The sequence below is a fragment of the Aeromonas sp. 604176 genome (assembly GCF_049170755.1).
Taxonomy (GTDB): Bacteria; Pseudomonadota; Gammaproteobacteria; order Enterobacterales; family Aeromonadaceae; genus Aeromonas; species Aeromonas veronii_A.
In genome coordinates this window covers 33,500-50,778 of the sequence record NZ_JAAKNE010000018.1, presented here as the reverse complement: position 1 = coordinate 50,778, position 17,279 = coordinate 33,500, and the positions used below count along the sequence as shown (strand labels likewise).

The window sequence follows — 17,279 nt, the reverse complement described above, 5'->3', positions numbered from 1 at the left end:
ACCGCATCGAACAGCCGGATGGAGTAGCCGGAGCGTGCCACCATACCGTAGAGCTGGGGCACATAGTCGAGCACCGGCGAAATCAACAGCAGCGGCAGGGTATCGATACCCGCCTGACGGCTGGAGAGGGTGACGGCGCCTCCCATGCTGTGGGCGATGACCCCGTGCAGTGGGCCTGCTTCGCTGGCCAGCTTGGTTGCCAGCTCGTCGAAGGCGCGCACGAAACGGGGCAGGTGGCCAGTGTTGCCTGCGCTCTGGCCGTGGGCCGGATGATCGTAGGCAATGGCGGTGAAACCCTGCGCGGCGATATGGCTCATCAGCGGATAGAACTGGCTGGCGCTGCCGGACCAGCCGTGCATCAGCAGCCACAGCGGCCCCTGACCGAGCCGATAGCTCATCAATACCCCTTCGCTGGTATGGACGGCCTGCTTCACCAGGCCCGCTGGCTCGTGGGCATTCCGCTGGTTGCGCTGGGGGGTGAGCAGCAACTTGCTGGCGGTACGCTTGGCATGGGTGGGGGCGAGTCTGTGGTGCAACCGGGTACCGATCCCCAGCAGCCATTTGCTCGGGCTGAAGCGGCGGGTGTTGAAGTAGATTTTGCTGCTCATGGTCATCCTGTGGTTTTTATGTGCGAACGGTCGTGCTTTTTTGTCGGTTTTTAAAAATTCGTGTTGAACGGATGCCAAAACATCAGCGCCAGCTGCTCAGCAGAGCGTCCACCTCGGGCCAGAAGTGGCGGGCCGGATCCTGACACAGTTCGAGATCGTTGAACACCTGATCCGCCAGATAGAGGCCATAGAGGCGGTAAACGGCGCGCCAGGGATCCATCTCCTGTCGCCACTCGCCTGCGGCCTGACCCTGCACCACCTGACGGGCCAGATAGTCGAGCCAGAAGCGCACCAGTTGACGGGCGGCTTGCTGCACCTGGCTCTTTTGCTCATGGTCATCCTGCACCGAGGTCCAGGCATCGAGGAACATGCAGCGTCCGGCGAAGCAGTGGTTCCACGCCTGCCAGGCGCGCAGCAGGGCGATCAGCTTGTCGTGCTGGCTCTGGTGCTCCTGCTGGCGTACCGGCTGGATCACCCGCAGCCGAAACACTTCGGCGGCGTACTCCAGCACGGCGATCTGCAGATTGTCTCGGGATTGAAAGTGGGCAAACAGGCCGCTTTTCGACATCTCGCAGGCGCTGGCCAGCGAGCCGATGGTCAGGCTCTCCAGCCCTTGCTGGCTCGCCTGCTCAAAGGCTGTCTGCAAAATGTTGTCCCGGGTCAGGCGACCTTTGCTCATCACTCTCTCCTCGTTGGCGCTGGCAGCATAAAGTACGATCGTGCTAATTGTCGAGCAACAAATAGCCAGCATGGCTGGCTATGTCGTCTCGCACGTGTCGCTATGCGCGGGGGTCAGTTCTCCTTGATATCGAGCTGTTGCAGGGCGATAACCGCCTGAGTGCGGTTTTTGACGCCCAGTTTTCTGAAGATGGCGGTGATATGGGCCTTGATGGTGGCTTCAGAGACGTTGAGCTCCCAGGCGATCTGTTTGTTCAGGCTGCCATCGCGCAGCATGATCAGCACTTTGTATTGCTGGGGGGTGAGGCTGGCCAGCTTGCTGGCGAAATCGGGGCCATCTTCCGATTCGGGATGGAGCGAGATGCCTTCCGGCACCCAGTTATCCCCCCCGATCACCGTATTGAGGGCATTGACCAGCTCCTTCATCGGCACCGATTTGGGAATGAAGCCGAGCGCCCCGAGCCGCAACACCTGCTGGATGATGGCCGCATCTTCCGAGGCGGAGACCACCACTATGGGCAGGTCGGGATATTGGCCGCGCAGGTGGGCCAGCCCCTCGAAGCCATTGGCTCCCGGCATCTTGAGGTCGAGCAGCAACAGGTCGACCTCGGGGTGCTCGCCGAGCAGGCTGGTCAGGCTGTCGATGGAGTCCGCTTCCAGCAATTGGGCGTCGTTGATGGCCATGTGCACCGCTTGGTATAGGGCGCCCCGAAACAGGGGGTGGTCATCTGCGATGACGATGGTAAATTGGCTGTCCATATTTCGGTTAATGGCTCACATTGTTGCTAACTGATTGTTTTGAAAAATCAAACTAGCATCGCTCACCAAGAGGGTCAAACCCGCCGGTGCGCAAATGTGAAGCGACCATCGGATGTTTTGCCATCAGGGCAGATCGGCCGGTCGCAGGCAACTCATGCAGGAGGCAACAGATGGGATCCTTGGTATTGGCGGTGGGCACCGGCTCCACCTGGGCGATGCGGGCGGCACTGGTGCTCGCCATGAGCGGGCTGACGTGGCAGGAGCAGGTGTTCGATCTGGAGGATGCCAAGTCGCTGGCGCGGCTCAAGCGGTTGGCACCGGCCGGTCTGGTGCCCTGGCTCGAACACGATGGCGTGCGGGTTCACGACTCGCTGGCCATTGCCGAATATGTTCACGAGCTCTGTCCCGACCGCCAGCTCTATCCTGTTTCGCTGGCCGAGCGGGCACTGGCTCGCAGCCTCTGCGCCGAGTTGCATGCAGGATTTCGGCAGATCCGTTCTCTACTCCCCTTCTTTCTTGGGGCGCCAACCCGTATCGATCCCCCGGTGGAGGCGGTCGGTGAGCTGGCCCGTTTGCAGGAGATCTGGTCGCAGACGCGGGGCCCCTTCTACTTTGGCGAGGCGGGCATTGTCGATGCCTTCTATGCGGTGATGGCCTATCGGCTGGCCAGCTACGGCATCCTGTTGCCCGGTCTGGCGCGAGTCTATCAGCAGGCGCTGCTCTCTTGGCCTCTGTGGCAGGAGACCCTACTCAAGGCGCGGTTGCAGTGGCCGGCGGCGCGCCAGCCACAGTGAACCGTGGCAGATAGATAAACGAGAGAGGGGAGCCACTGGCTCCCCTCTCTGTTGCTGGTCAATGTGGCTCAAGGGTTACTTCTGCCGACCGGCAAAGACCACCACTACCTTGTCATCCCCCTTCTCCCGCACGAAGGCGTAGGGAGCATCCGAGAGTTTCTGGTGGCTGCCTGCCGCAATGGCCGGATGGGCGGCGCGGAATTGGCCCAGTTGCTGCCAGTGCTTGACCAGCTCAGCCTTGTCTCCGCTGGCCAGCTCCTGCCAGTTCATGTCCGAGCGCAGCGCCTGATCGAACACACCGCCATCCTTGGCCAGCCCTCGGCCGGACTCGTCGCCGTAGTAGAGCTGGATGCCGCCTGGCAGCAGCATAAAGCTGTTGGCGACCCGGCGCTGTAGCGGCACATCCTGATAGTCGCCAAAGAACAGCTTGGTGTCGTGGGAGCTGATGTAGCTCAACACGTTGAACTCGGGATCCTGATTGATGCGGCTGGCGTAGCTGGCATAGGTGGGCTCGGCGCTGGCCATGCACTGGGCCTGGGGCAGGGCGAACTCGCGCTGATAGTCGAAGTTGATCAGGGAATCGAAACCGTTCTGATACCAGAAATCCTTGGCCACCCCGTGATCCCACACCTCGCCCACCATGTAGAAGGGCAGATCGTCGAGGGCCTTGCTCGGGTTGTTGGTCTTCCACTCCTTGAGTGCAGCGGTGCCCGCCTGCTTGAGCTTGGCCCACACCTCGGGCTCCAGATGCTTGACAGTGTCGGCGCGGAAGCCGTCGATGCCAAAGCGGCGTACCCAGTCGGTGTGCCAGGCGATCAGGTAGTCGCTCACGGTCGCGTCGGGCAGCGCCTTGGCGAGGGTATCTTTTTTCGCGGCCAGCAACGGCGGCAGCCCTACCGGTTTGGTCGATTCGGTGAGAAAGTCCGGCAGCCCCGCCACCGAGCCGGTGACATCGTCGGTGCCGGGCTGCGGGTAGCCGGGCAGACCGGCGCGCACCCAGTCACCACTCCACCACTTGTTCCACGCGGGTGATTGATAGTCGATGAACTGGTTGTAGCCATGCCAGTTGAGGCCACCGCTCGGGCGCCACTGGTTCCAGACGGTCGGCAGCTTGGCTGTATTCTGGGCCAGTTCGGTGAGCCCCAAATCCTGCAAGTCGGCGAGGGTGGCGTAACCGGCATGGTTCATCACCACGTCGAGGATGATCCGCATGCCGCGCTTGTGGGCCTCGTCCACCAGGGTTTTCAGGCTCTCTTCATCGCCGTAGTTGGGGTCAATCTTGGTGAAGTCGAGCGCCCAATATCCGTGGTAGGCGTAGAAAGGGAAGTTGCCCTGCTCGCCACCGCCGATAAAGCCGTGCACCTGCTCCACCATGGGGGTGATCCAGATGGCGTTCATGCCGAGGCTCTTGATGTAGTCGAGCTTCTCGGTCAGCCCCTTGAAGTCGCCGCCGTGCCAGGTGGCCACCTCATCCTGTCCATCCTTCTGGCGGCCGAAGCTGTGGTCGTTGGCGGGGTCACCATTGTGGAAGCGATCGGTCAGCATAAAATAGACGCTCGCCTGATCCCAGCTGAATGGTGCTGGCTTGGCTGCCTTGACCGGCTCGAGCAGCAGCAGGCCTCCGCTCTCTTTGCTCGGGGTCAGGGTCAGCTTGCCCTGTTTGACTACTGCCTCCTGTTTCGAGTAGGCATCCCGCAGTCGGGTGCCGTCGGGCCAAACCCCTTTCAGCGACACCGTGACCGGGCCGCCATCCCAGCTGATGCAGGGCTCTTGTGGTGGCTGGCGTTTGAACTCGCTCTTCTTGGTCGCCCGCAGCACCTTGAGGCTGGGGGTATCCGGGTTGAAGGTGAACTGATACTCCCCGGCCAGCATCACCCGCAGGGTAAAGCTCTGATCCTTGCTGCATTTGTCCATGGGTTGGGCGGTGCCGAAGGGGAGTGGCTTGCTCTCGCTCGGGCCAAAGCTGGTGCCGCAACTGTTGCCCGGGTCGCTGATGCGGATCTGGTGGCTCCCTTTGGCAAGGGGATGGGTCAGCTCCACCGTGCCCTTGTCCAGCGCGATCGGGGTCGTGAGCGGCTGACCATCCACATAGAGGTGAACCTCGGGGGCAGCCATCGCCTGTTGGGTGAACAGAGGGGCGGCCAGCAGGGCGAGCCAGAGAGGGGATAAGTGATGAGCACGACGCATAAGCCATTCCTTGAGCAGGGCAGTTCGGACAAGGGCCCATTCTAGGAGCAGCAAAGCGCGCCTTGGATCGGCAAAATGCCGATTTGTGACATCAGTTCAAATGGTTACGTTTTCAAGCCGAGGAAAGTGTGACGGAGAGGAGATGGGACGCTCTGTCGATGAAAATAGCGCCCATAAAAAATGCCGGTCAGGTGACCGGCATTTGGTGTATCAGGCTTTGTCGTCACATCAGACGGTGAAGAACTTGAAGTTGACGAAGGCCACCGCGATGAAGGAGGCCACCATGCCGCTGATGCATAGCACAGCAGGGCGGATGGCGGGCCAGCGATGGGTCAGCAGAATGATGGCCAGCAGGGTAGGGTAGAGCCCGAACATGTAGCGTGGCATGGCGTTGAGGCCGGTCATCAGCGGGATGGTGCAGCAGATGAACATCAGAGTCGCTTCAGCCCAGCGTTTCTGGCTGAACAGGTAGCCGTTCAGGCACCAGCCGAAGATCACCATGATGGAGAGGTAAGCCTTGCGGCCGCCCAGCTCGAAACCACTCAGCCACCAGTCCAGCGGGCTGTCCATGTAGCGACCCCAGGCCACCTGAATGTGCTTGAAGGCGAAGGCATCGCCGGTCAGGTGATAGAGATAGACCATATAGGCAAACAGGCCAAAGGGGATCATCCAGAGGGTGAAGACCACCTTGAAGGCGCACTCGGTGAAGCGGAAAAATTCCCGCCAGCCGTAAGCCTGCAGCGCCAGGATCAGCACCGGGAAGACCATCATTACCCCCAGGTTGCGGGTGGCGGAGATACAGACCCCCAGCACGGCCACCATCAGCCACTGCTCCCGATAGGCGAACAGGAACATCCCCAGCATCAGCGCCATAAAGGTCGACTCGGTATAACCGGAGACGAAGTAGGCGGAGAAGGGGGAGAAGGCGAGCAGCCAGACGCCGAAGCGGGCGGTATCGTCCCCCAGCTTGAGCTGACGCAACACCAGCAGCATCAGCGGCAAGCTGGCGAAGAAGGAGAGATTTGTAACAATGATGAGGCCGATCAGGCTCTCGACATTGAACAGGTTGGAGATGGCACCGGAGACCATCGGGTAGAGCGGCATAAAGGCCCAGTTGGCCGCATTGCCCTTGCTCAGCCAGCGGGGGTAGAGGTCGTAGCCGTTTTCGATGATGCGCTGGAACCAGACGCAGTCGAACTGACAATAGGCCTGCAGCGGGCCGATGTCGGGGGAGCCATAGAGCTGGACACCGAAGTAGCCCATGCCATACAGCGCCACCCGGCTCAGCATGAAGGCGGCGATGATCATCAGCCAGTCACGACCGCTGATGCGCAGTGACGGGCGATACGGGAGTGCAGCCCCGGTTAGCGGGGCAGTATTGGTCATATCATTCATCAGGCAAAAACCCAGACGCGAGAGAGAACGTAAGTGAGGACGGTAACGGTCAGGGTGGCGATGACCACCGGCAGTAGACCGGAGAGCCCCGCAAACAGCAGGCCGCTCAGGATCAGGTTACGCACCGCCAGCGAGAAGAGGGCGACCAGCAGAAACTTGCTGGCGGCTCCCTGCTTCTGGAAGGTAATGTAGCGGTGACCAAAGAAGGAGAACCAGAATGCGATGGCAAAAGCCAGCGTGGTAACTAGGTGCTCCGAGATGGTGGGCCAGGTATGAAACAGTGCGATGGAGGTGCCAAGGTCGACGAGAGTAGCCCCCCCGCCGACAAAACCGAAACGTACCAGCCGCCAGAATTCCTCGCGGGAGATCATTGAGGCGCCTGCTCCTGCTGCTCTTGCGAGTTGCTGTCAGCGCTCTGCGGTTTGGCCGCATCCTGCTTGGCATACTGGCCATAGACCCCTTCAATGAGGTAGACCGGGCGCTGTTTCACTTCCACGAACATGCGGCCGATGTACTCGCCGATGATGCCGAGTGACAACAGCTGGATACCGCCGAGGAACAGCACCACGGACATCAGGGAGGCGTAACCGGGCACGTCGATGCCGAAGAAGATCACCTGGGTGATGATTTTCAGGATATAGAGGAAGGCCACCAGCGAGACGCTGACACCCACATAGCTCCAGACCCGCAGCGGCCAGCTGGAGAAGCTGAGCAGACCGTCGAGGGCGAAGTTCCACAGTTTCCAGTAGTTGAACTTGGTTTCACCGGCGTGACGAGCCGGGCGCTCGTAGGGGACGCCAACGGCACGGAAACCGGCCCAGGCAAACAGCCCCTTCATAAAGCGGTTGCGCTCCGGCAGCAGCTTGATCGCCTCGACCACGCGACGGTCGATCAGGCGGAAGTCACCGGCGTTCTCCGGCAGCTTGGTGCTGGTGGAGAGGGCGTTGAAGAAGCGGTAGAAGCCACCGGCAGTCAGGCGCTTCATCGGGGTATCGGCGCTGCGATCGACGCGGATGCCGTAGACGGTGTCATAGTCACCGGTCTGCCACAGTTTGACGAACTCCAGGATCAGGGCAGGAGGATCTTGTAGATCCACGTCCATCGGCACGATGGCATCCCCTTTGGCCTGATGCAGACCTGCGGTCAGGGCCGCTTCTTTACCGAAGTTGCGTGCCAGGTTGACCAGGGTCACGCGCGGATCGCGGGCGATGGCCTGCTCGACCACTTCACGGGTGCGGTCACGGCTGCCATCGTTGACGAATACAATTTCAAGCTGGTCTTTCAGCAGGGCCAGTTCGTTGTCTATCGCGTTGATGAAGGCATCGATGCTCTCTTCCTCGTTGTAAACGGGAACGACCAGAGAGAGTCGAAAATCTGGATGCGACATAAGAACGTCCTTATTTGGGATAGTTGTTTTTATAAAATGGTATTCGGGGCAAGGATCACTGGGCTACGGTCAAACGTACCGACTGCACATTGATGGGAGTAGGTGCCGAGAGCGCCAGAAAATTGGGGTGCTTGGGATCTGCCGTGAGCGAGTCACCGGGCAGACTGAGGCGGATTTCGTTGATGCCCGCTTTGGCCAGTTTCACCGTGGTGGTGAAGTCGTGACCCAGCGCCACTTTCAACAGGGCACCAGCTTCCGGGCTGTTGATGCGGGCCTGTACGGTAAGCTGATCCGGATTGGCCGCCTGCTTGGGCAGCACAAAGTAGAGACCGCCCTGACCGCTGAGCAGGGTACCTTCGTCGCTCGGCTTCTTGGCCCAGCCTTCGCTGGAGAGGAAGCGGCTCGGCTTGGTCAGATTGAGCTCGTTACCCGGCTGATAGGTCATGCTGGAGTTGTGTTCCCAGAAGCGGGTTTTGCCTTCCAGATAATAGAGTTTGTAGGCCAGGCTCACGTTGGGGTGAGCAGCCAGATAGAGGGTGTAAAGATAAAAACCGCTTAACGCCAGAATGGCAGTCAAAAAACCGAACTTTTTGTACGTCATATCACTCTCTATGCCTGACAGAATGGGTAGGCCGATGTCGCGCATATGCTAATCCAATTGCAAAAAAAGCATAGTGGATCACAAAAAAATATTTGGTCACATATTAACCCCTTTTTACCCCTGTTCCAAACGTTGCTGTTTCCCGGTTAAACAGGTCTGGCGGGGCGCAGGTTGCCAGTAGTGCTCCGGCAGGGCAATTGGTAAATAGAAGCGCTTTGCTGCGTCATTTTCTAGCGGATGCGATAGTCATCTGGCCTCTATCGCCATTTTGCAGGGTGCGATTTATGATGACTCACCTATTCGTCAAGGATGACATATGAAGTGGCTCTCTTGCTGTCTGTTGCTTGGATTATGGGCGCCAATGGCATTGGCCAAGGCCCTGTGTCCCGAGCCCATTCAGGTCGGTTACGATAACTGGCCCCCCTACCATTATTACGAAGCCGACTCACCGCAAGAGGTGCGCGGTTATGCCGCCGAGGTGCTGACGGCTGTGCTCACTTCCATGCACTGCAAGGTCCACTATGTGGAGCTGCCCTGGAAGCGGGTACTGCACGAAATGGAATATGGTGAGATAGACATGGCGATGGAGGCGAATATCAATGATGATCGCGCCCGTTATGCCTGGTTTTCCGACTCCTACAACCCGGGGCGCACCTTGCTGTGGATCCGCAAGGGCAGCCACTATCCCGAACAGGATCTGACGAGCTGGCTGGCCAGTGGTTACTCTCTCGGTGTTACCAAAGAGTACTTCTATGGTGAGGAAGTGATGTTGCTGCTCGCTCGCTATGCCAAACAGGTGAGTGCGGTGAGCGACCAGCAAAATTTTGAGAAACTGGCCCGCGGGCGGATCGACGGTTTCCTCGGTGACATGCTGGCTACCCCCAGCGCCCTTAACAAGGAGGGGATGAGCGGTCTGTTCACCAGTCACCCCATGGTGGTATCTGAATCGCCGAGCTTCTTTATGTTGGGCAAGCGCAGCTTTTCGCCGCAGTTCTTGCAACAATTCAATCAGGCGTTGGCGCGGTTCAAGGAGACAGATGCGTATGACATTATCTGGCAGCGTTATGCCCCCGGGCGCTAGCAAAGTATTGGCCGTTCACGCATCATGAGCGGCCTGAGCATCGGGTCAGCTTGTCAGGCCCGACAGAGTGAACAAACCGTTTTGAGGTACCCATGGGGATGAAGTATTGGCTGGCCCTTGCCAATCTGGTGTGGCTGGGATGTTTGCCCGCTGGCGCGGTACATGCGACCGAAGCACAAGTTGTGGTGGCGGCCAGTGAAACCGGACACGACTGGTATCAGGGCAGTCAGGCCGAACAGGCCCGTGTCGAGCTGGAGCAGCAGTTGCAAGAGGCTGTGCTTGCCCAGCTGCATCCCGATTTTTTCACGCTGTGGAAGCGTCTGCAGGCCACCCCTGCAGACAAGCGTGGTGCCATCTATGACGACATTTTTACCAAGTTGAGCCGTTTCCAGCACGCCTGGCGGGGGATGGATCTGGTCTCGCGCGAGCAGATGAAGACCCTCAAGCTCGATTTGAACCGCCCTGTGGTGACCCAGCCCAGCGATGATGACCTGCTCACCCAGGTGAAATCCCTGCGCCCTCAGGTGGCGGAATACGAGGCGGTGCGGGCCAAGGTGCACAAACTGCTGGCGATGCCGATGGCCAGCAAGTGGCCAACCCTCGATATGCCGACCCTGCGTGCCGGAGAGAGCTCCGCCGAGCTCGGCCAAATCCGCGCCATGCTCAACGAGCTGGGCGACAGCGCCCCGAGCCATGGTGATCAGATTTACGATGGTGATACCGAGCAGGCCATCAAGCAGTTCCAGCGTCGTCATGGTCTCACCGCGGACGGCATTATCGGTCGTCAGACCCGCTCCTGGCTCAATACCGGCCCGCAAGTGCGCGCCAGCCTGCTGCTGCGCAACCTGTGGCGTCGTGATCTGGTGGATCAGCTCGCCGGTGGCCGGTACGTGCTGGTCAATATTCCCGACTACCGTCTGAGCGTGGTGGAGTCCGGCAACGAGGTGTTTACCAGCCGGGTCATCGTCGGCAAGGAGCAGCGCGCCACTCCCATTCTGGCCAGCGAAATTCGCTCCATCGTGCTCAATCCCTCCTGGCATGTGCCGCGCTCCATCCTGAGCAAGGACATCCTGCCCAAGCTGGGTCGGGATCCCGCCTACCTGAGTCGCGAGCAGTTCGAGGTGATCGACAGCGAGGGCAATCCGGTCCAGTTCACCGAAGAGGGGTGGCATCAGGCGCTGGCCGCCGGTTTCCCCTATCGCCTGCGGCAAAAGCCGGGGGATCACAATGCCCTGGGGCGCTACAAGTTCTACCTGCCCAACAATGACGCCATCTATCTGCACTCCACTCCGCGCAAGGCGCTGTTCGAACAGGGGGCGCGCGCCTTCAGCTCGGGCTGCATCCGGGTGGAGCATGCGGACGATCTGGCCGAACTGTTGCTGGCGGACTCCCGCTATCAGCCGGACAAGGTGGCCAATATCCTCAAGGAGAGCCAGACCAAATGGTTGCCGCTCACCACGCCGATCCCGGTCTTTACTGTCTACTGGAGCAGCTGGCTCGACGAAAATGGTCGCCAGCAATTGCGTAACGATATCTACGGATTTGATCGGGTCAGCTTCCAGAGCCGCCTGCTGTGATCCCTGCCACAGAGTGAAAAGCCCGGCCTGTGCCGGGCTTTTCTATGGGCGATTGAGGTTTGACAGGGCCCCCCGCCGGAGGGTAGTTTCAAGCGCCTGTATCACATTCAATCAGTGATCTTATTCAACTATTTTCGCTTGAATCTGCGATGGACGAACCCCTTATGCTGGAACAAGAGATAAGTCGACGTCGCCTGTTGCTGGGAGCCGGTTGCCTGCTGGGCAGCTCGCTGATCTCCTTCCCTGCACTGGCCAGCCGCAGTACCACCGGGCGTGAACTCAGTTTCTTCAATCTCAATACCGGCGAGCGGGTGCGCGCCAGCTATTGGGAAAATGGCCACTATCTGAGCGACGGGTTAGCCGAGCTCAACCACATCTTCCGCGATTACCGGCGCAACGAAGTGTTCAACATCGACAAGAAGCTGTTTGATCAGCTGTTTCTGTTGCAGCACAAGCTGGGTCGGCGCAGCGAAATTCAGCTGATCTCCGGCTATCGCGCCCCGGCAACCAATCGTCAGAAGCGCCACAAGAGCCACGGCGTGGCCAAACACAGCTACCACACCCTGGGGCAGGCGGTGGATGTGCGGATCCCCGGCGTACAGCTGGCCCATCTGCGCAAGGCGGCGCTCCAGCTCAAGGTGGGTGGGGTTGGTTACTATCCCCGTGATAACTTCGTTCACCTCGATACCGGCCCGGTGCGCAGCTGGTAAAGGGGATGGCAAGCTGCCAAGCTCTTCCCACCAGAGAGGAGATAGCGATGAAAAAGATAGTGATTGGCGGCCTGATCGCCCTGTTGTTGACCGGTTGCAGCAAGCTCAACCGTGAAAATTACGACCAGTTGAAGATGGGGATGAGCTACGCTGAGGCCAGCACCATTCTGGGCAAGGCGGAGCGCTGTGATGATGCGCTGGGCACTACGAGCTGCCTCTGGGGCGGGGAAGGGAAGAACATCAAGATCCGCTTTATCGCCGACAAGGCGACCTTCTTCAGCTCGGAAGGGATTAACTGAGTCGCAGACCGTCCATGAAAAAAGCGCCACTCGGGCGCTTTTTTGTTGCTCGCAATCCAACCCGCCTCGCCAGAAGCTGGCGTACTCAGTGGGTCGCGTACTGATAGTCGAAGGTGGGCAGACCCCACTTGAAGCGAACCGCCAGCAGCCGCAGTACAAAGCCGATCCCGATGGAACCGAACGCGGCCCAGTTGGTCGGCAAGCCCTGATCCAGCGCCAGACAGTAGAGGGCTGCGGTGATCAGCGAAATGGCTGCATAGAGCTCGCGACGAAATACCAGTGGAATCCGCTGGCAGAGCAGATCCCGCAGCACGCCGCCAAAGACCCCGGTCACCACCGCCATGATGCAGGCAATACCGGCGCCGTGGCCCATATCCAGCGCCCGGGCCGCACCGAAGATGGAGAAGACCACCAGTCCCAGGGCATCAAGGGCCATGAACAGCTTGCCGAGGTAGCGCATCAGGGGGGCGGAGACCACACCCGCCATCGCGGCTGCGGCAACCAGCAGCACGTATTCCGGATGTTCAATCCAGAGCAGCGGATAGTGGCCCAGCAGCACATCGCGAATGGTGCCACCACCGATGGCCGTCGCCGAGGCGATGATCACCACACCAAACAGATCCATCCGTCGCCGACCCGCGGCCAGCGCGCCGGTCATCCCTTCGGCCACCAGGCCAACCAAGAAGAGTGCATGTAACATGAGATATCCCAGGGAACGAGAAAGGCCAGAATCCTACCAACTCGTGTCATATGGGACAAGCTATCGAATGCATGCATTAATTTAATTCATGCTAAATGTGAAAAAGGCACCGTTTCGGGTGCCTTTTTCTAATCAATGTTCAAGGGTTAGCGCCCCAACTGCTCCTGCCGGTAGTGATCGACCCACATGGCGGTGGCGCCACAGATGGCGACCGGCATCACCAAGAGGTTCACCACCGGAATGGCGGAGAAGAGGGTCACCAAAGCGCCAAAGCTGAGGCACTTGCCGCGGCGCTGCTTCAAGGCATCGCGCATGGTGATGAAGTCGATCTTGTGGTTGTCGAACGGATAATCTACATACTGGATCGCCATCATCCAGGCGCTGAACAGGAACCAGAGCACAGGTGCCAGGGTTTGGCCCACCACCGGGATCAGAAACAGGATCAGGCAGCCGATGGCCTTGGGCAGGTAATACTTCAGCTTGGTCCATTCGCGGCCGAAGGTGCGTGGCACATCCTTGACGATATCCAGCATGCCGCTGTCATTGGCGGGCTGACCGGTGAGGATCTGCTCCACCTTCTCCGCCAGCAGGCCGTTGAAGGGGGCGGCTACCCAGTTGGCAACCGAGCTGAAGATAAAGGAGAAGACCACCAGTATGGTGATGAGGGCGATGGGCCACAGCAGGTAGTCCAGCCAGTCGAGCCAGGCGGGGATCTGCTGATGGAGCCAGGCGAACAGGCCGTCCAGTTGCAGCAGCAGGGCATAGAAGGCCCCGGCAAACAGCACGAAGTTGACCAGCAGGGGGATCAGCACAAAGGTGCGGATGCCCGGTTGGCGAATGAGGGAAAACCCGCGCAGGAAATAGTCTGCACCGCTGATTGAATCTTTGACCATATGGGGTGATTGGCTCATGTGAGCTCCATCTATGCATGGGAGAACTGCCAGCATATTACAAACAAGCCTTTGATTTGGTAAAGTCGCCGACTATTCCTTATTTCGTGCCGTGGCGACCAAAAATCGGGCATGAATGGGGATGATGCCTGCATATTACAAACAAAGCCGGGTCTGGATTTGGTAAAGTCACCTGCCCGCATCCTCTTTATTTAGCCACTGATACAGGTCGCCATGCGTCTGAAACTGATCAAACTCGCCGGCTTCAAGTCGTTCGTCGAGCCGACCCGCATCGAACTGTCGGCAGACATGACCGCCGTGGTGGGCCCCAATGGCTGTGGCAAATCCAACGTCATCGACGCGGTGCGCTGGGTGCTGGGGGAGAGCTCCGCCCGCCATCTGCGCGGCGAGAACATGACCGATGTCATCTTCAACGGCTCCATCAACCGCAGTGCGCACGGGCGCGCCTCGGTCGAGCTGGTGTTCGACAATCCCCACAACCGGGTGCCCGGCGAGTTCGGCCGCTTTACCGAGATCTCGGTGCGCCGCGAAGTGCTGCGCGATGGCTCCAACCACTATCAGATCAACGGCCAGAAGTGCCGCCGCAAGGATGTGACCGACCTCTTCCTCGGCACCGGTCTTGGCCCCCGCAGTTACGCCATCATCGAGCAGGGCACCGTCAGCCGACTGGTGGAGTCACGTCCTGCCGATCTCAAGCTCTTTATGGAAGAGGCCGCCGGGGTTTCCCGTTACAAGGAGCGGCGCCGCGAGACCGAGCAGCGCATTCGCCACACACAGGAGAACCTGGAGCGCCTCGGCGATATTCGCGGCGAGCTGGGTTCGCGCCTTCACCACCTCAAAGCCCAGGCCGAAACGGCCGAGCGCTACAAACAGCTCAAGAGTCGTTCGCGCGCTGCTCGTGCCGAGCTGATTGGCTCGGAATTGTGGGCGCTGGAGACGCGTCTTGGCGAGGCCAAGACCGAGCTGGCCCAGACCGAGCAGGCGCTGGCGGCCCTCGATGCCAAACGTACCGCCGATGAGGGGCGCCACGTCACCCTGTCGGTCGCCAGACAAGAGGCGCAAGCCGAGCAGGCGAGCCGTCAGCAACAGATATTTCTCGGCGGGCAGGCCATCGCCCGTCTCGAGCAACAGCAACTGCACCAGAGTGAACTGGGGCGCGACTGGCAGGCCCGTGCAGAGGCGCTGGGCGAGCGGATTGCTACCCGCAAGGAGCAGCTTGCCAGCCAGCAGGATCAACTGACCGAAGGGGTATTGCGTGCAGAGCAGGAGAGCGCCCGGCTGGAGCTGTGTGAGCAGTTGCTCACCGAGCAGCAGGAGGGTCGCCAGCAGGCCAGCGAGCAGCTGGAGCAGGCTCGCTTGCGCCAGCTGCAGTGGCAGCAACAGTTGGCCGGGTTGCAGGGGCAGCTCAACCAGACCCGTACCCGGTTGGGTGGCCTGCAGGAGCTGCAAGCCAAGACCCGGCTGGCCCGCCTCAAGCTGGAAGATGAACGCGCTGGCCCCCTCGGCACAGAGGCCGACGATCTGCAACCGGCCCTCGATGCCCTGAGTGGTGAGCTGGAGCTGACGCGGGCGGCCAATGACGAGCTGACCGAGCAGCTGGCGCAGGCGGTCGACGCCCATGAACAACTCAAGCAACAGCATGGCCAGCAGTTGAGCCTGCAGCGGGAGCTGGAAGCGCGGCTGGCGACCCTGGATCAGATCCTCGGCGAACAGATGGAGGGGGCGACCCTAGCCGACCGGTTGCAGGTTGCCCCCGAGTGGGCACAGGCACTCGATAAAGCGCTGGGTCGCTGGCTCACCGCAACGCCGGCGGACGAGTGCAATCTGGCGCAAGAGGGGCTCTGGATTGGCCCGGCGCAACCGGCGGTTGCCGGTACGCTGGCGGCGCAACTGGGTGGTGAGCATATTCCTGCCTTCCTCAACGCCATCTGGCTGGTGGAGAGCCGGGAGGCCGCATTGGCCCGCCAGCCAAGCCTTGCGGCCGGTGAGTCGGTACTGACTCCTGCTGGCGACTGGCTGGGGCCAAACTGGGCAGATTTGGGACAGGGCGCGGCGCTTGGCACCATGGCGCTGCTGGGTGAGCGTGAGCGGTTGCATACCGAGCAGGAGAGGGTTGCCGCGGGGCTGGCACAGCTGAGCGAGCAACTTGTCTCAGCCGATGCCCGGCGCGCCCAGCTTGCCAGTGCGCAGGAGTTGTCGCAGCGAACCTTGCGCGAGCAAGAGCAGAAATGGCAACAACTGCGCGAAGCCTGGAGCCTGCAACAGGGTCAGCGGCAGGAGCGGTTGCAGCGGCTCGGTCAGCTCGGCGAAGAGCTGATCCGGCTCGATCAGGAGCAGGCCGAAGAGGCAGAGCGGCTGGCCAGCGCCCGTGAACAACTGGAACTCGATGAGGCGCGCCTTGCCGAGTTGCAGGAGCAGGGGGAGCCGCTGACACAAGGGTTGCAGCTCGCTCAGGAGCTGCTGACCCGCTGCGAGCGGGCGGTCGACGAGGCCCGTGTGCGCCGCGAGCAGCAACAAGCGGCCTGCCAGCGTTTGCAACTGGAGTTGGGCAATCTGCGCCAACTCATTACCCTGGGCGAAGAGGAGTTGGCGAGGCTCGGGCTGGAGCTGGCCGGGCTGAAAGGGCCGGATAGCGAGGCAGTGCCGGATCTGGCGCCCCTGCTGGCCGAGCAGCGTAATCTGGAGGCGCAGCAGCTCGCCTGCCATCAACGGCTTGCGGAGCTGGAGCGCCAGCTCGGTGAGCTGGAGCAGGCCAGAAGTGCCGATCACAAGCAGCTGGTGACGTTGCAGGAGAAGCTGGCAACCCTGCGCCTTGAGCGCGAACGTAACCTCACCCGTCGACAGGGGCTGCACGAGCAGTTCGAAGAGTTGGGGGTTCGACTGGTAGATCTCGATCAGGCAGTGTTGATCGCCGCTGATCGCGGCAAGCTGCGGCAGGAGATCCAGACCCTGGAGGGGCAAGTGGAGGCGCTCGGTGCCATCAACCTGGCGGCGCTGGAGGAGTACGAAGAGGCGAAAACCCGGGCAACCTACCTCGAAAATCAGTGCCAGGATCTCGAGCAAGCGCTGGAAACCTTGAGCCAAGCCATTAAAAGAATTGATAAAGAGACACAAATACGGTTCCGGGACACTTTCGATAAGGTCAACGAAGATTTAAAATCCCTGTTTCCAAAAGTGTTCGGTGGGGGCAGTGCCTGGCTTGAGCTTACCTCCGATGATCTTTTGGAGGCCGGAGTGAGCATCATGGCGAGACCTCCGGGTAAGAAGAATGCTACCATTGCCCTGCTTTCCGGGGGGGAGAAGGCGTTAACCGCGCTTGCGCTGGTTTTTGCCATCTTCAGACTCAACCCAGCACCTTTTTGTCTGCTGGATGAGGTGGATGCACCGCTCGATGAAGTGAACGTCGGTCGCTTCTGTTCTCTTGTCAAAGAGATGTCGAGCACAGTACAGTTCGTTTACATCAGTCATAATAAGGTCTCCATGGAGATGGCTGAGCAGCTGGTTGGCGTCACGATGCAAGAGCCCGGGGTTTCTCGCATTGTGTCGGTCGATATCGGTGAAGCCGTCGCTTTGGCTGAGCAAAACTAGAAAG

16 protein-coding genes are annotated in these 17,279 nt (G+C 60.2%); 6 read left to right on the top strand and 10 right to left on the bottom strand.

What is annotated here, in order from left to right:
- The 3 genes from G5358_RS05320 to G5358_RS05310 all read right to left on the bottom strand — a co-directional run.
- A partial coding sequence (locus tag G5358_RS05320; protein ID WP_421323760.1) for an alpha/beta hydrolase occupies positions 1-608 on the bottom strand: 608 nt, incomplete at its 3' end.
- An 82-nt stretch (positions 609-690) separates the two neighbouring features.
- Positions 691-1,287 carry a TetR/AcrR family transcriptional regulator gene (locus G5358_RS05315; RefSeq protein ID WP_421323759.1) on the bottom strand — a complete coding sequence of 199 codons (597 nt, stop codon included), beginning with the start codon at positions 1,285-1,287 and terminating at the stop codon, positions 691-693.
- A gap of 113 nt (positions 1,288-1,400) precedes the next feature.
- Positions 1,401-2,045, bottom strand: a complete 645-nt coding sequence (locus G5358_RS05310; protein ID WP_005347836.1) for a response regulator — start codon at positions 2,043-2,045, stop codon at positions 1,401-1,403.
- A 170-nt stretch (positions 2,046-2,215) separates the two neighbouring features.
- Between G5358_RS05310 and G5358_RS05305 the strand changes: the two genes are divergently transcribed.
- A complete protein-coding gene (locus tag G5358_RS05305) occupies positions 2,216-2,839 on the top strand; it encodes a glutathione S-transferase (RefSeq protein ID WP_421323758.1) in 624 nt (207 codons plus the stop codon).
- A gap of 75 nt (positions 2,840-2,914) precedes the next feature.
- Here the strand turns inward: G5358_RS05305 and G5358_RS05300 are convergent, their stop codons facing one another.
- From G5358_RS05300 to G5358_RS05280, 5 genes are all read right to left on the bottom strand, one after another.
- The gene (locus tag G5358_RS05300; protein WP_421323757.1) at positions 2,915-5,026 is read right to left on the bottom strand and encodes an alpha-amylase; all 2,112 of its coding nucleotides are present in this window, start codon (positions 5,024-5,026) and stop codon (positions 2,915-2,917) included.
- 228 nt (positions 5,027-5,254) lie between these two features.
- The gene (locus G5358_RS05295) at positions 5,255-6,421 is read right to left on the bottom strand and encodes a hypothetical protein (protein WP_421323756.1); all 1,167 of its coding nucleotides are present in this window, start codon (positions 6,419-6,421) and stop codon (positions 5,255-5,257) included.
- The gene (locus tag G5358_RS05290; protein ID WP_005338463.1) at positions 6,421-6,792 is read right to left on the bottom strand and encodes a GtrA family protein; all 372 of its coding nucleotides are present in this window, start codon (positions 6,790-6,792) and stop codon (positions 6,421-6,423) included. Before G5358_RS05290 ends, G5358_RS05295 begins: the two co-directional genes overlap by 1 nt.
- Positions 6,789-7,808: a glycosyltransferase family 2 protein gene (locus G5358_RS05285; protein ID WP_421323755.1), complete on the bottom strand. Its 1,020-nt coding sequence runs from the start codon at positions 7,806-7,808 to the stop codon at positions 6,789-6,791. Before G5358_RS05285 ends, G5358_RS05290 begins: the two co-directional genes overlap by 4 nt.
- 55 nt (positions 7,809-7,863) lie before the next feature.
- Entirely contained in the window at positions 7,864-8,409 is a 546-nt protein-coding gene (locus G5358_RS05280) for a hypothetical protein (RefSeq protein WP_216953084.1), read from the bottom strand.
- Positions 8,410-8,725: 316 nt separating this feature from the next.
- Between G5358_RS05280 and G5358_RS05275 the strand changes: the two genes are divergently transcribed.
- The 4 genes from G5358_RS05275 (at position 8,726) to G5358_RS05260 (ending at position 12,076) form a co-directional block, all read left to right on the top strand.
- Positions 8,726-9,490 carry a substrate-binding periplasmic protein gene (locus G5358_RS05275; protein ID WP_421323754.1) on the top strand — a complete coding sequence of 255 codons (765 nt, stop codon included), beginning with the start codon at positions 8,726-8,728 and terminating at the stop codon, positions 9,488-9,490.
- A gap of 92 nt (positions 9,491-9,582) precedes the next feature.
- Positions 9,583-11,067 carry a L,D-transpeptidase family protein gene (locus G5358_RS05270; protein WP_139432734.1) on the top strand — a complete coding sequence of 495 codons (1,485 nt, stop codon included), beginning with the start codon at positions 9,583-9,585 and terminating at the stop codon, positions 11,065-11,067.
- A 164-nt stretch (positions 11,068-11,231) separates the two neighbouring features.
- Positions 11,232-11,777, top strand: a complete 546-nt coding sequence (locus G5358_RS05265; RefSeq protein WP_421202826.1) for a DUF882 domain-containing protein — start codon at positions 11,232-11,234, stop codon at positions 11,775-11,777.
- A 47-nt stretch (positions 11,778-11,824) separates the two neighbouring features.
- Positions 11,825-12,076: a lipoprotein gene (locus G5358_RS05260; RefSeq protein WP_005338457.1), complete on the top strand. Its 252-nt coding sequence runs from the start codon at positions 11,825-11,827 to the stop codon at positions 12,074-12,076.
- A gap of 85 nt (positions 12,077-12,161) precedes the next feature.
- Here G5358_RS05260 and G5358_RS05255 read toward each other — a convergent pair whose 3' ends face one another.
- Together G5358_RS05255 and cysZ are read right to left on the bottom strand one after the other, a co-directional pair.
- Complete coding sequence (locus tag G5358_RS05255; RefSeq protein WP_335841859.1) at positions 12,162-12,776, bottom strand: trimeric intracellular cation channel family protein; 615 nt, start codon at positions 12,774-12,776, stop codon at positions 12,162-12,164.
- A 146-nt stretch (positions 12,777-12,922) separates the two neighbouring features.
- Entirely contained in the window at positions 12,923-13,687 is a 765-nt protein-coding gene (cysZ, locus tag G5358_RS05250; RefSeq protein WP_421323753.1) for a sulfate transporter CysZ, read from the bottom strand.
- Positions 13,688-13,900: 213 nt separating this feature from the next.
- Between cysZ and G5358_RS05245 the strand changes: the two genes are divergently transcribed.
- Positions 13,901-17,275 carry an AAA family ATPase gene (locus tag G5358_RS05245; protein ID WP_421323752.1) on the top strand — a complete coding sequence of 1,125 codons (3,375 nt, stop codon included), beginning with the start codon at positions 13,901-13,903 and terminating at the stop codon, positions 17,273-17,275.
- Positions 17,276-17,279: the final 4 nt, after the last annotated feature.

Excerpts from the sequence above, each read along its gene's own strand:
- G5358_RS05315 (WP_421323759.1), bottom strand. The coding sequence starts at position 1,287 with ATGAGCAAAGGTCGCCTGACCCGGGACAACATTTTGCAGACAGCCTTT.
- G5358_RS05310 (WP_005347836.1), bottom strand. The coding sequence starts at position 2,045 with ATGGACAGCCAATTTACCATCGTCATCGCAGATGACCACCCCCTGTTT.
- G5358_RS05305 (WP_421323758.1), top strand. The coding sequence starts at position 2,216 with ATGGGATCCTTGGTATTGGCGGTGGGCACCGGCTCCACCTGGGCGATG.
- G5358_RS05300 (WP_421323757.1), bottom strand. The coding sequence starts at position 5,026 with ATGCGTCGTGCTCATCACTTATCCCCTCTCTGGCTCGCCCTGCTGGCC.
- G5358_RS05295 (WP_421323756.1), bottom strand. The coding sequence starts at position 6,421 with ATGAATGATATGACCAATACTGCCCCGCTAACCGGGGCTGCACTCCCG.
- G5358_RS05290 (WP_005338463.1), bottom strand. The coding sequence starts at position 6,792 with ATGATCTCCCGCGAGGAATTCTGGCGGCTGGTACGTTTCGGTTTTGTC.
- G5358_RS05285 (WP_421323755.1), bottom strand. The coding sequence starts at position 7,808 with ATGTCGCATCCAGATTTTCGACTCTCTCTGGTCGTTCCCGTTTACAAC.
- G5358_RS05280 (WP_216953084.1), bottom strand. The coding sequence starts at position 8,409 with ATGACGTACAAAAAGTTCGGTTTTTTGACTGCCATTCTGGCGTTAAGC.
- G5358_RS05275 (WP_421323754.1), top strand. The coding sequence starts at position 8,726 with ATGAAGTGGCTCTCTTGCTGTCTGTTGCTTGGATTATGGGCGCCAATG.
- G5358_RS05270 (WP_139432734.1), top strand. The coding sequence starts at position 9,583 with ATGGGGATGAAGTATTGGCTGGCCCTTGCCAATCTGGTGTGGCTGGGA.
- G5358_RS05265 (WP_421202826.1), top strand. The coding sequence starts at position 11,232 with ATGCTGGAACAAGAGATAAGTCGACGTCGCCTGTTGCTGGGAGCCGGT.
- G5358_RS05260 (WP_005338457.1), top strand. The coding sequence starts at position 11,825 with ATGAAAAAGATAGTGATTGGCGGCCTGATCGCCCTGTTGTTGACCGGT.
- G5358_RS05255 (WP_335841859.1), bottom strand. The coding sequence starts at position 12,776 with ATGTTACATGCACTCTTCTTGGTTGGCCTGGTGGCCGAAGGGATGACC.
- cysZ (WP_421323753.1), bottom strand. The coding sequence starts at position 13,687 with ATGAGCCAATCACCCCATATGGTCAAAGATTCAATCAGCGGTGCAGAC.
- G5358_RS05245 (WP_421323752.1), top strand. The coding sequence starts at position 13,901 with ATGCGTCTGAAACTGATCAAACTCGCCGGCTTCAAGTCGTTCGTCGAG.